Below are 14,062 nucleotides of genomic sequence, written 5' to 3' on the forward strand. Positions count from 1 at the left end.
ATAAAAAAATCAAATCATAGATTCCAGCTTTTGCTGTATTCCTTGAACGTTAATTTTTGCTATTTCTTGTAATTCTTCTACACTTCCTTGCTCAATAAATTTATCTGGAATACCGAGAAGCTCTAAATCGCCTTTAAAACCTACGTTTGCCGCATATTCTAAAATTGCAGATCCAAAACCGCCATGTATCACTCCATCTTCCACAGTAATAATTTTAGAAAATTGTTTGAAAATTTTATTCAGAATTTTCTTATCCAGGGGTTTAACAAATCTCATATCGTAATGAGCGATCTTTTCCTGATCTACCATACTGAGTTCTTTAATAGCTTCTTTAACGTTTCCTGCCATATTCCCAAGACTTAATACAGCAATTTCTGAACCCTCCTTTAAATGCTCTGCTTTACCAATTTCAAGCTTTTTAAATGGTAGTTTCCATTCTTTTAGAACACCTCTCCCTCTTGGATAGCGGATAATTACTGGAGAGGTTAAACCTTGTTGTACCGTATAGAGCAAATTTCGGAGTTCCACCTCGTTTCTGGGTGCAGCGACTATAAGATTTGGGATCGCCCTGGCATAAGCTATATCAAAAACACCATGATGTGTTGCGCCATCTTCACCCACCAGACCTGCACGATCCAGGCAAAAGACTACAGGTAGATTTTGCAGTGCTACATCATGAATTAATTGATCGTAGGCTCTTTGTAAAAATGTAGAATAGATCGCACAATACACTACAAAACCCTGCGTAGCCATTCCCGCAGAAAGCGTTACCGCATGTTGCTCCGCAATCCCAACATCAAATGCTCTTTCAGGAAAAGCCTTCATCATATATTTTAATGAACTGCCAGTAGGCATTGCTGGTGTGATCCCTATGATCTTTTTATTTTTTTCGGCAAGCTCAACCAATGTTAGACCAAATACGTCCTGATATTTTAAAGGAAGTCCGTCAGTATCATATTTCAACAGTTCGCCTGTTTCCGGTTCAAATTTGCCGGGAGCATGATACTTCACCTGATCTTCTTCCGCCTTTTTAAGACCTTTCCCCTTCTTTGTAATTACATGAAGGAACTTTGGGCCTTTTATACTTTTCATTTCCTTCAGTGTATTTAAAAGACCTTCCAGATCATGACCATCTACAGGACCGAAATATTTAAAATTTAAAGCCTCAATAATATTATCGCTGGAAGGTTTATATCCAACCCTGGCTTTGGTAAGGTATTCCTTTAAAGCTCCAACACTGGGGTCTATTCCAATTGCGTTATCATTAAGAATTACCAGTAAATTTGCCTGGGTGACACCGGCATGATTAAGCCCTTCAAAGGCCATCCCGCTAGCAATAGAGGCGTCCCCGATTACCGCAATATGTTGTTTTTCTGTAGCTCCCTTTAAATTAGAAGCGATCGCCATCCCCAAAGCAGCTGAAATTGAAGTGGAAGAGTGCCCCACTCCAAAAGTATCGTATTCACTTTCATCTCTCTTAGGGAAACCACTTAAGCCGTTTAATTGGCGATTAGTGTCAAAAACATCTCTTCTTCCGGTTAAAATTTTATGACCGTAAGCCTGGTGGCCTACATCCCAGACCAGCAGATCTTCAGGAGTATTAAAAATATAATGAAGGGCAATGGTAAGTTCTACTACACCAAGACTTGCCCCAAGATGTCCTTCTTTGGTTGCCACGATATCAATGATGAATTTACGTAACTCTGATGTTAACTGATCAAGATCCTGTTTTTTAAGCTTTCGCAGATCTTCGGGACTGTTTATTTTATTTAAAATATTCGTGGCCATACCCAACAAAGTTACATTAAGGAATCTGAAATAAGAACTACTGAAGCCAAAGGAAAACTCAAAATTTATATCTTTCAGGAAAATTTTAAAAATGCTTTCTCCTTTCAACGATGACTATTTTATGAAAAAGGCTTTGGAAGAAGCTGAATCTGCCTATGAAAAAGGAGAGATTCCTGTGGGGGTCGTCGTGGTTATCAATGATAAAATTATTGCCAGAGGCCACAACCTAACAGAAACTTTGAATGATGTCACTGCACATGCTGAAATGCAGGCGATCACTGCAGCTGCCAATTTTCTTGGTGGCAAATATCTGCAGAACTGCACCATGTATGTCACCCTGGAACCCTGCCAGATGTGCGCCGGCGCATTGTACTGGAGTCAGATCTCAAAAATTGTATTTGGCGCAGAAGACACTCAGAGAGGTTATAGGAAATTTGGTGTGAAACTTCATCCAAAAACCGAAGTAATCCCTGGAGTGATGAAAGAAGAAGCTTCTTCACTTTTAAAACGCTTTTTTATTGAAAAACGAAATTTAAATTAGAACAAAACCCAGGGAAGCAGAGAATCTTCCAGCTTGACAGAAACTCCTCTCTCTCCTTAGAATAACACATAAAAGAGCTTAACGTTGAACTTATTTCAGTTCTTAATTGATCTTTATTTTCAATTATATAAGATCCTGAAATAAATTCAGGATCAGGTTTCTCACTTTTTTATACAGGCTGGATCTACTAATTTTAGGAAATAGAAATTATTTCAACTCTTCAGGCAACTCAGTTACCTTTATATAATCCACATAAAATTTATCAGGCAGGGCTTCGTCGTTGATTTCAGCGCCACCTAAATTTCCTCCAACAGCCATATTTATAAGAAAATAGAAATCCTTTTTAAAGGGGTAATGCTCTTCATCATCTTTTTCTGGAATGAATTTATACAGGGAATGATCATCTACAAAAAACTCGATATAATCTTTTGTCCAAACGGTCTTATACGTATGGAAACCTTCCTCGATATCTTCAATTCTCGTCTTTTTTGTGTTTATAGTATTCCCATGACTGGCAGGAGTATGAAGTGAAGTAAAGACCATTCCCGGCTCTCTGCCTATATATTCAAGAATATCAATTTCGCCACTGGCAGGCCAACCAACCTCACTAATATCAGCACCCAACATCCAAATAGCTGGCCAGAGGCCCTTACCTGTAGCGACTTTTGCTCTAACTTCTATAACTCCGTAAGTAATTTCTATATTCCCTTTAGTGTTGATCTTTCCTGAATAATATTGTCCTTCTTTCTTTACAGCAGTGATCACCAGGTTTCCATCTTTCACCTCAACATATTTGCGGTCATAGACCTGTTCTTCGTTATTTCCCCATCCACAAAGATTCGGGCAACCATCACCTTCTTCGTAGTTCCAGATACTCATATCCAGACGATCCCCATTAAAATCTTCCTGAAAGATCATTTTCTCCTGGCCAGTTACGGGGAAAAATGTTCCCATTGCAAGAAATACTGATAATATTATTTCGGAATACTTTATCATGATTTGCTGAAATTAAATTTTAAAGATTGTACCTCTTCAGAGTTTCCTCCTACCATGAGTTCAAATTCACCTTCTTCTACTTCCCACTTTTCTAAAGCGGTATAAAATTTAAGCATTTCTTCAGTAATTATGAATTCCACATTTTTAGTTTCTCCCGGCTCAAGTACAAGCAACTGAAAACCTTTTAATTCTTTTACAGGTCTTGCAACACTTGCCACCAAATCATGTAAATAGAGCTGAACCACTTCCTGCCCTTTCACATTGCCAGAATTAGTTACAGAAATACTAAAACTAAGGGAATCACCAGCTTTTAAATTACTGGCTGAAATTGATGGTTTTCCGTATTCAAAATCTGTATAACTTAGTCCGAAGCCAAAAGGATACAGTGGTCCGTTCTCTATATCGGTATAATGAGCATAGGTTACATGTTCAGCGCTACTTGGCCTTCCTGTATTTTTATGATTATAATACAGTGGTTCCTGCCCGACCGCTCTGGGGAAAGAGACCGGTAATTTACCCGAGGGATTATATTTTCCAAGAAGTACGTCTGCGATGGCATTCCCACTTTCAGATCCAAGTTGCCAGGCTTCCACGATCGCTGGGATATTCTCTGAAGACCAGGCAATTTCCATCGGTCTCCCATTAATGAGCACAAGGACTATATTTTTATTTATTTTATATATCTCTTTCAGTAATTCCTTTTGCAGTCCTGCCAGTCCTATATTCACCTGACTTCTTCCTTCTCCAGACTGAAAAGCATCTTCTCCCAAAACCATTAGAACCAGCTCGGCATTTTTGGCATTTCTCACTGCTTCGCCCATTCCCGTAGTATCAGTCTTATTGATCTTAAGTGGCATTAGAAAACTTCTTTCACCCGTGCCAAGTTTTACTCCCTGGGCATACGTGATCTCAGCATCTAAATTGGCATTTTTAAGTCCTTCCAATACCGAAACAGCCGAATTTGTCTCTCCCTGTGCCCTCCAGTTTCCAATGGGCGTGTCTTTATCATCTGCCAACGGACCAATAACTGCTATTTTCTTTACTGAATTTTTAATGGGAAGAAGCTCATTTTCATTCTTTAAAAGAACTATGGATTTTTTAGCAATATCGCGCGCAGTAGATAAATGGTCCTGATACTGGACATTCTTTTTAAGATCAGGATTCATATACCTGTAAGGATCTTCAAAAAGTCCCATTTTGAACTTTACCCGAAGAATCCTTTTTACCGCATCATCAATAAGAGTTTCATCAATTTTACCATCAGCAACCAGTTTTTGAAGGCCGGCTTCATAGGCGCCACCTTCCATATCCATATCACTACCGGCTTTAACAGCAATTTCAGCAGCATGAATTTTATCTGATGCAAAACCGTGAGGGATCATTTCAGCAATAGAACCCCAGTCTGAAACCATAAATCCGGTCCAGTTCCAGTCAGTTTTTAAGACCTTCCTTTGCAGGTAAGCGTTTCCTGTTGCCGGAATACCGTCAATAGTATTAAAGGAGTTCATGAAAGTGGCCACTCCTGCATCTGCAGCTGCTTTAAATGGGGGCAGCACCACATTATGAAGTTCATTCTTTCCAATATTTACGGCATTATAATCTTTTCCGCCTTCTGCAAGTCCATATCCCGCAAAATGCTTGGCCGTTGCCGCAATAGTATTTGGATGAGCCAGGTCTTCCCCCTGATATCCCTTTATTTTTGCAACCGCCACTTTAGAGGTTAAATAAGTATCTTCTCCTGAACCTTCCATAATGCGACCCCAACGCGCATCACGTGAAATATCTATCATTGGTGAAAAGGTCCAGTTCACTCCTTCAGCAACAGATTCTAAAGCGGCAATTCTTGCAGATTCCTGTGCAGCATCCATATCCCAGCTGGCAGTTTCTGCAAGCGGCACAGGAAAGATTGTTTTATACCCATGGATCACATCATAACCAAACATCAAAGGAATTTTCATCCTGGAATTTTCCATGTTCATTCTCTGTGCTTTTTCAGTGGCTTCTACAGAAAGTACATTGAGCATAGAACCCACAAGACCTTTCTTGAGCCTTTCTTCCTTTTGCTTATTACCGGTTTCAGAAGCCGGTCCTGTTAGGTCCCAGCTACCATTATACTGAACCATTTGCCCAACTTTTTCTTCTAAAGTCATCAAATTAAGAACAGAATCTACTTTAGCCTCCACGTTCTTAATTGAACTTGGAATCGTTGATTTTTGGGAATAAGTTCCCATGGTCCCGAAAAAAAGGGACACAATAATTAAATAATATCTTCTCATGATTAATTGAATAAATCCCAGAGCCGAAACCCCGGGAATTTATAGCCTAAACAAACAATTACTGGTATACTCTTATATAATCTACTTCCATCGATGACTCCTGAAAATTATCGTCTATGGTTCCACCGAGACCGCCTCCCATAGCCACATTCATTATAAGGAAGAAATCCTTATTAAATGGTAAAGATGCTTCATTAGTGAAAGTAAAGAACTCTTCACCGTCAAGTAAAAGAATGATATTCTCTGAGGTCCATTCTACAGTATAGGTATGAAATTCAGAAGAGGCATTTGCAATGGCTGTTCTACCTACCACAGCGTTACCGCCAGAATTCCCTGGAAAATGTAGCGCTGAAGAAGTTTCTTCAGGATTGTTTCCAACCCATTCCATAATATCGATCTCGCCGGTTTGAGGCCACCCTACTTCATCAAAATTAGCTCCAAGCATCCAAATTGCCGGCCATGTTCCACCCCCTTCAGGCATTTTTGCTCTCGCTTCAACTCTCCCATAGGTAAATTCATATTTATCCTGTGTGGTGATCCTTCCTGAAGTAAATTCAAATCCGCTTTCAGATTCCCTTTTCGCCGTGATTACAAGATTCCCATCCTGAACGCTTATATTATCTTCAGTGTAATACTGGACTTCTCCATTACCCCAACCGTTAGTTCCATTTCCAATTTCATAGTTCCAGGTGTCCGTATCCAGCGTGTCTCCGTCAAATTCATCAGACCATGCTAGATCCTCAAATTGAGTCTGAAATTCTTCAGGTTCTTCTTCGCCTCCGCCGGCGGTTTGCTGATCATACGGCGTTGTAGTGAACTTAAGATACCATGCCAATGCAGGATTATTTCCCATCACAGCTCTTACATAAAGAGTGTTTTGAGTAATATCAAGCACTTCATAGTTACTCGCACCAATATAATAACTCATAAATCCGTCACCACCTATCTGGATCTCAGTTCCCGTAGATTGCTCCATGGGAATTCCTGAAGAAGCCGGTGCAAGTGTCACCGATTTTTCACCTGAAGTATCCAGAGCAAGGCATTCATCCTGCCCGGCAGCGCCTCCAAATTCTCCGGCATAGTCTACATTGAAGAAAGTGAAGCCATTGTTATTAAGTTCATAAGTAATGTTTTCACCACTCTCAGCAAAAGTGATCACATCGGTATAAAAACATGAACTAACTTCATCTCCTCCTTTTTCAAAAGGCACGGCAGTATAAAAGATCGGGCTTTCAAAACCATTCCCTTCTGTAGGTCCAACACCCAAATGCCCTGGCTGGGCAGAGGCAACATACCAGGTTTTTGAACTACCTCCGGTAAGAAATTCTTTAGTGTCAGGGTCTGAGAAATCACTCCTTACTTCTACCTCAACAGATTTTGAACTGCTAACTCCTCCCTGCCCATAGGCAACCACGGTTACGAGGTAAGTGTTAAGACCTGTCCTGGTAAAACGTTTTGTGTAATTTCCGCTAGGCGCAACCGCAGATGAACCATCGCTAAAATTATATTCATAGGTGATGGCATTGTTTGCGGAAGCATTAAACTGCACAAGGCCTGAACCATCATCACTAATTTGTGAACTTATACTAAGATCTGATGGAACCATAATGGTATCCAGATTAAGATCATCTTCCTGGCAGGAGAACAATCCGATGAACAGAGTTAGTATTGCTATATTTTTAAACATCTTCATAGTCTTCAAATATTCTAGTTAGATAATGTGTATTCATCAAAGTAATATTCAGAACCATCTCCATTGTTCCCAAAATCGAAGAAAAGTACTACTCTGCCATATTCTATTGAAGTATCAGCTCCACTTAGATCAAATTCTAAAATTTCCCACTCGTTCTCTACTGTAGTTACAGCATCTACCTCATAAAAAAGCGAATTATCTGCAAGATTTTCAAACTTGAGTCGAACGGTAGCTCCTGCTTTTGGAGACCAGGTTTTAATCTTCATTTTACTGTAAGTATCAAGGTCCAGCGGCATTTCTTCTTCATAGAAAGTCCCCGCCCAAACTTCAGATCCATCAGTTTTTGTGAGTTTAGCTACGGTTGCTGATGTATTTACACCCGATTGATCCGGATTATCGATAATTTCGATTCCCGGAATACCTCCAAATACGGTATAAGCAGGAGCATCGCCTTCCAGATCTTCGATCACCATATCCGAAGCCATTTCCACTCCGCCATTGGTCAACTGGATCTCATCAAAATAATAAACAGAGTCATCTCCATTATTACCGAAATCAAAAAACAACACCACTCTTCCAAAATCTACCGAAGAATCAGCGCCACTAAGATCAAATTCTAAAATTTCCCATTGGTTCTCTACCGTAGTAACCGCATCTACCTCGTAGAAAAGACTATTATCAGCTTGATTTTCTAATTTAAATCTAACGGTAGCCCCGGCCTTTGGAGACCATGTTCTAACCCGTACTGTATTATATGTATTAAGATCTAAAGGTGCCGCAGTTTCAAAGAAAGTACCCGCCCAAACCTCAGATCCCGAGGATTTGGTAAGTTTAGCCACTTTAGAGGTGGTATTTGCCCCGGATGGGTCTGGATTATCAACAACTTCAGTTGCAGCAATCCCTCCAAATACTGTAAAAGCTGGTGCAGTTCCTTCAAAATCCTGAACGATATCAGAAGCAAATGCAGCGCCAGTTTGTTTAAAATCGTCAAGGTAGAAGGTACCTGCTGTATTTCCAGGACCATCAATAAAGATAACCATAGTTCCATACTGCCCAGTAGGCACGAATGGGGTTCCATTCTCTGGATCTCCATCAACAAAGCTTTTTACGGCATCTGTAGCAAAATTGAAGGTGAGTTCTTCCCATCCAGATCCAGTATGATTTGCGGTCACTTCCGTTTGACGTTCCCCGCTTACACCACCTTCAAATTTAAGTAATACCGGTACCGCAACATCAGACCAAATTTTAACCGATATTGTTTTAGCACTACCACTAAAATCCAGAGGTTCCCCCAGATTATAAAAACCACCTTCAAAAGCACCACCAGAATTTGTAAGTGCACCTACGTTATTTTCTGCCGTATTCGCGCCAGATAGATCTGGATTTGTAATCACCTCAAAACTGGCTCCATTAAATACCCCAAGAGCATAATTTACTGTTGGTTCATCATAAGTGATAGGAAATTTAACCGGATCATTAGCTTCTGGAACCACGACTTCTACCGTAGTTTCTGTAGTAGCAACTCCTGCTCCACGAGCAACCACTCTTATACTGTAGGTCCCAGGAGCATCATATGAATAAGGAATACTTTCTCCCGGCATTAGTTGAACAGGCTCTTCATCTTCTGAATCTGTAAAATACACATCAAATAATGTCGCAAAATCTGCAGAAGCACTCAATGTGATATTCCTTGGATCACCTGCAGGCTGATCTACTGTTACTTCCAAATTCTCAGGAGCTCTAAAGGCAATCGTAAGCATCTGGTTAAATTCGCTGGTAAGTCCTGTAGATCCAACGGCCACCACCCTAAGCATATACTCCCCTTCGTCATATACATGAGTAAGAGTCTCTCCTGCAGCAGCGATCGTGGGAGTTTCATCCTCGGTATCTCCAAAATAAACTTCGAAGGTTGTAGCACCATCACCGCTAGGAGTAACGGTCACAGTTCCTGAATCATCCTGCATCACATCAAAAGATGCGGTTACATTTGTAGGAGCAGAAATTTCCTGAAATGCATAATTCATAATTTCATCATCCTCGCATCCTGTAAATAATAGAAGCGAGATGGTAAGCATTGCTAAGATTCTGAATATTTTCATCTTTATTCTTTTTATAATTTTTTAATAACCTGGATTTTGCTCCCAATTGTTTCCTGCCAACTGTATCTCTATAGCCGGAATAGGGAATAATTCGTGTTTACCTGAAACGAAACCATCAATTTCATCGGCAGCCCTTCCTGTTCTTACAAGATCGAAGAAACGATGTCCTTCTCCTACAAGCTCAAGTCTTCTGTCTTCATATATCTGGTTTAAAAGATTGCTACCTGAAAGTGTTACATCTTCAAGGCCTGCTCTATCTCTAACCTGATTCAGGTAATTCCTGGCCTTATCTTCATCTGGGGATGATTTTTTGAAATTAGCTTCCGCAGCCATTAAAAGAACATCTGCCAGTCTAATTGCTCGATAGTTATTTGGATTTGTAAGGTTGGCATCCCCTGTATTAAGGTCTCCCTGTCTTGAGATATATTTTCTATTGAAATATCCCGTATGTTCGTATCCTTCAGAATAAGTTGCTCCCGTTTGAGCTGCCCATGCTTCAATATCAAGAATGGCAACGTCTTTTCTCAAATCGTCTTCTGAAAAGATATCTACTACTTCCTGTACTGGTACATTGAAACTGAATCCTGATTCGAATACCGGTCCTGAATAATTTCTAATTCCATTGAATCCAACCGCAACATTACCTTCGCTACATTGTAAACATCCAAATCCTGCTCCTTCTTTATCGGTATACTGAACTTCAAATATAGATTCTGAATTATTCTCTCCTTCAGGTTCAAATATGCTTTCATAATCCTGTACTAAAGAATACGGGCCATTAATAACCGGCTCAAATGCCGCGGCAGCTTCAGTAAATTTATTCTGATACAAATAAGCTTTCCCGAGTAATGCCTGTGCAGCTCCAGAAGTTATTCTTCCTTCCTGAGCCTGGGTTGCAGGGAGATTGGAAGCTGCGAACATGAGATCCTGTTCTATCAGCGCATAAATTTCTGCCTTGGGAGTTCTTGGAATATCAAACTGGGACCCAAACAGTATTCTTTCATTAACAGCTAACGGGACATCACCAAACCACTTTACAAGCTCAAAATAATAATAGGCTCTTAAGAATCTTGCCTGGGCAATGATCTCTGTTTTTCCATCAAAATCTATCTTATCCTGAAACTCCAGTACATAATTTGCACGGTTCACCCCCGCAAACATCCAGCTCCAGATATCCCTTAGTTGCTGATTAACCGGTGTGTGAACCATATCATCTACTTCCTGAATACCGGGAACATCTGTAGCACTCTCGCCACCGGCAAGTGTGTTATCTGATGCTATTTCACCTAGCATCACATTTAGATAAGTAGATTGAAGTAAGTCGTAAGCTCCTACCAATGCCAGATCATATTCTTCGGGTGTATTAAAATAGTCTTCAGAGTTCTCGTCCTGGCTATTTATATCTACGAAGTCATCACTACATCCAGACAATGCCAGAAAAGCAAAGGCGAGGATCCAATTGATTGTGTTTATTTTCGTTTTCATCTAATTAAAATTTCAAATTAATTCCTAACATATAAACTCTAGGCACCGGATAGAATCCCTGATCTATACCACCCCCAATAGGAGCACCGTTAGATGCCGAAGGATCATATCCCTTATATTCGGTAAGCGTAAATGCATTATTTACAGAGGCATAGATTCTAAATTTTTCTACTCCTGTGTTTGCTATAAGGTCTGAATCCAGTGTGTATCCCAATTGCACATTCTGCAGTCTCAGATAAGAACCATCTTCTACATAAAAATCTGAAAACAAATTATTTGAATTTGCACCTATGGTTACCCTTGGGAAACTATCTGTAGAACCTTCACCCGTCCATCTTCCCAAATAGGAATTCGTTCTGTTGGTATTAGGCTGATTACGTTCATAGTTTCTAACGATCTCGTTACCTAAAGAGGCAAAAGCATATGCATTAAAATCGAAGTTCTTAAAGGTGAAACCCAGATTCATCCCCATCGTGAAATCTGGAATAGGATCTCCAATATTCACACGGTCTTCTGTATCTATAATACCATCACCATTTTGATCTACATATCTAATGTCTCCAGGAGCTGCATTTGGTTGTTCTGCACTGCTATCTACTTCATCCTGATTCTGAAAGATCCCGTTCGTTTCCAGCCCGTAGAAATAACCTAAAGTTTTACCAGCTTCCATTCTTGATGGTGGCTCCTGTCCGATCCCGAAGGACCCGCCGGTTAGGAAGCCATTTTCACTATTCACAAAGATCACCTCATTTTGAAGCACTGTAAGATTATAATTGATATTAAACTTAAAATTGTCATTTACCATCTGATTATAACCAATAGAAAATTCAAAACCTTCATTTTCTACAATACCACCATTTATAACTGGCGGAGCAGCACCGGGAGCTCCAACTCCCAAAATACCTGACACCTGGGAAACAACAAGAAGGTCTTCTGTTCTCTTCTTAAAATAATCCATTGTTATATCAACCCTGGAATCAAAAAGTCTTAGATCTAAACCAACATCCAGCGTTTTTTGTTTTTCCCATTTAATTTCCGGATTGCCCAGAGCGCCACCGGCTTTACCAAAAACCAGTTCGTTATCAAAAACATAGGTTCCTTCTCCGTTTAATAACGAGGTATATCTAAAAGCAGGAATTCTATCATTCCCTATAATCCCGTAACTAGCACGCAGTTTCAAAAAGTTTAGAGCATCGCTGTTCTTAAGGAAATTCTCATCAGAAATCACCCAACCAACAGAAGCTGAAGGAAACCATCCAAACTTATTTTCAGGACCAAATGCTGTAGAACCATCACGTCTTATAAGACCAGAAAAAAGGTACTTCCCTTTATAATCATATTGTAATCTACTGAAGTAAGAAAGCAGTCTGGAATCGAAAGTATTACCTCCATTTTGATAATTATCCTGAACCTCAGCAGCATTAGCAATACTGGCATTTCCATAATCATTGGTGGGAAGTTCAAAACCGGTAAGAGAGGCAAGATCTCCAGTGGTTTTAAAAACTGACATTCCCAGAAGGTATTTCAGGTTGTGGTCTCCAAAACTATCATCATAGGTTAAAAAGTTATCCCATGTATAATCGCGATATATTTCAAAGTTTTCTGTTACACTATTACGGTCTACATTAAAAACCTTTCCTGAACCGTAAAATACCTCAGGAGAGAAAAATTTTCCATCTACTTCAGAATAGTTAAACTGAAATTGAGTTTTTGCTGATAATTTATCCCACAGAATATATTCAAGACCACCAACACCACTTATTTTATTGATCTCTGTATCATTGAAAGTATCTGCAATTTGAGCAAGTGGGTTAATTACCTCGTTCCCTAGTCCCTCTGCAAGCGTGAAATCACCATTTTCATCGAAAATAGGCAGATTGGGATTCATGTTCACCGCATTAAATAATACAGATCCAAGAGCATTTTCAGATAACGTGCTTCTATTTGTATTGGTATATATACTTGAGACATTGAGCTTAAGGTTCTCTATTATTTCAAGATTATAATTAAGTCTCGCGGTAAGTCTGTCATAATTAGACTTACTACCTCCTACTATACCATCCTGATTGAAATAGGAAGCTCCTACAGAATACTTTGACTTTTCTCCTCCTCCAGAAACATTAAGGTTAATGTCTGAAATTGGAGCCGTAGAAAACACTTCATCCTGATAATCTACTCCCTCACCAAGATTTCTAAAATTGGTAAAAGGCGGATTTTCTCCAGCCGCCGCATATGCTTCATTTACGATCACCGCATATTCTGTAGCGTTGAGAACAGGAAGTTTTCTCGTGGTTTGTTGTATTCCGGTATAAGCGTCCAGCTCCACTTTTAGATCTGTATTATAGGTTCCAGATTTGGTGGTGATGAGGATAACCCCATTGGCTGCTCGTACACCATAAATACCGGCGGTAGCATCTTTTAAAACGTTAATACTTTCAATATCATTAGGATTGATCACACTCAGATCTTCAATAACGTTCCCATCTACTAATATTAATGGTCTGTTATCGCCGTTGGTACTAATTCCCCTAATATTAATAGTGGAGCTACTTCCTGGTGATCCTGAGGTAGATGTGACATTCACACCAGCAACAGTTCCCTGTAAAGCCTGCTCAACCCTTGTAGGGTTAAGGTCTTCGATAGTTTGGGAACCTACCACACTCACGGCACCGGTAATTTCCTTTTTAGTTTGTGTCCCATAACCAATGACTAAAACTTCATCTAAAGATTCTGAATCGGTTTGTAGTACTACATTAATTGATTGCTGCTGATCCCTCACAGTGATCTCCTGGGTCTGAAAGCCTAAGTAACTGAATTGTAACACGTCTCCGATTGAGATATCATTTACGGTGTAGTTACCGTCAAAATCGGTAGTGGTACCTCGTGATTCTCCTTTTACTATTACATTAACTCCCAGTAAAGGCATGTTGTTTTCATCAGATACAGATCCGCTAACCGAAAATGATTGCGCATAAGCCCCAAAAAACCCGCTTAGAAAAACAATCAAAAGACAGGTAAATTTCCTCATGTGTTTATTATTAAAATTTGCTTTATCAATATATTAACATATTGACCAGTCGTACAGAAAATGACCTTTACAAAAAATCTACAATTATAGATATACTAACAATAATGCACTAAATCTAAGGATATTACAATATTGCAAGGAGTTTAGAGAGGATAT

At 39.7% G+C, this 14,062-nt stretch carries 8 protein-coding genes; 1 reads left to right on the forward strand and 7 read right to left on the reverse strand.

Features of this window, described 5'->3' with window-relative positions:
- Positions 1-9: 9 nt before the first annotated feature.
- Positions 10-1,788 carry a 1-deoxy-D-xylulose-5-phosphate synthase gene (locus BLT95_RS09615; protein ID WP_089666897.1) on the reverse strand — a complete coding sequence of 593 codons (1,779 nt, stop codon included), beginning with the start codon at positions 1,786-1,788 and terminating at the stop codon, positions 10-12.
- 91 nt (positions 1,789-1,879) lie between these two features.
- Between BLT95_RS09615 and BLT95_RS09620 the strand changes: the two genes are divergently transcribed.
- On the forward strand, positions 1,880-2,329 hold the full coding sequence (locus tag BLT95_RS09620; RefSeq protein WP_089665878.1) for a nucleoside deaminase: 450 nt from the start codon (positions 1,880-1,882) through the stop codon (positions 2,327-2,329).
- Positions 2,330-2,536: 207 nt separating this feature from the next.
- On the opposite strand, the gene BLT95_RS09625 is transcribed toward BLT95_RS09620, so the two are convergent.
- From BLT95_RS09625 to BLT95_RS09650, 6 genes are read right to left on the reverse strand one after another with little or no spacing between them, the layout of a single operon-like run.
- The gene (locus BLT95_RS09625; RefSeq protein ID WP_089665879.1) at positions 2,537-3,325 is read right to left on the reverse strand and encodes a glycoside hydrolase family 16 protein; all 789 of its coding nucleotides are present in this window, start codon (positions 3,323-3,325) and stop codon (positions 2,537-2,539) included.
- Positions 3,322-5,601, reverse strand: coding sequence for a beta-glucosidase BglX (bglX, locus tag BLT95_RS09630; RefSeq protein WP_089665880.1), 2,280 nt, complete (start codon positions 5,599-5,601; stop codon positions 3,322-3,324). The genes BLT95_RS09625 and bglX overlap by 4 nt, the downstream gene beginning before the upstream one ends.
- Before the next feature lie 58 nt (positions 5,602-5,659).
- Complete coding sequence (locus BLT95_RS09635; RefSeq protein WP_089665881.1) at positions 5,660-7,294, reverse strand: family 16 glycosylhydrolase; 1,635 nt, start codon at positions 7,292-7,294, stop codon at positions 5,660-5,662.
- A gap of 14 nt (positions 7,295-7,308) precedes the next feature.
- Entirely contained in the window at positions 7,309-9,393 is a 2,085-nt protein-coding gene (locus BLT95_RS09640) for a hypothetical protein (protein WP_089665882.1), read from the reverse strand.
- Positions 9,394-9,414: 21 nt separating this feature from the next.
- On the reverse strand, positions 9,415-10,878 hold the full coding sequence (locus tag BLT95_RS09645) for a RagB/SusD family nutrient uptake outer membrane protein (protein WP_089665883.1): 1,464 nt from the start codon (positions 10,876-10,878) through the stop codon (positions 9,415-9,417).
- Between the two features lie 4 nt (positions 10,879-10,882).
- Entirely contained in the window at positions 10,883-13,906 is a 3,024-nt protein-coding gene (locus BLT95_RS09650) for a TonB-dependent receptor (RefSeq protein ID WP_089665884.1), read from the reverse strand.
- Positions 13,907-14,062 lie beyond the last annotated feature (156 nt).

It is taken from the genome of Gramella sp. MAR_2010_147 (genome assembly GCF_900105135.1).
Classification (GTDB): domain Bacteria; phylum Bacteroidota; class Bacteroidia; order Flavobacteriales; family Flavobacteriaceae; genus Christiangramia.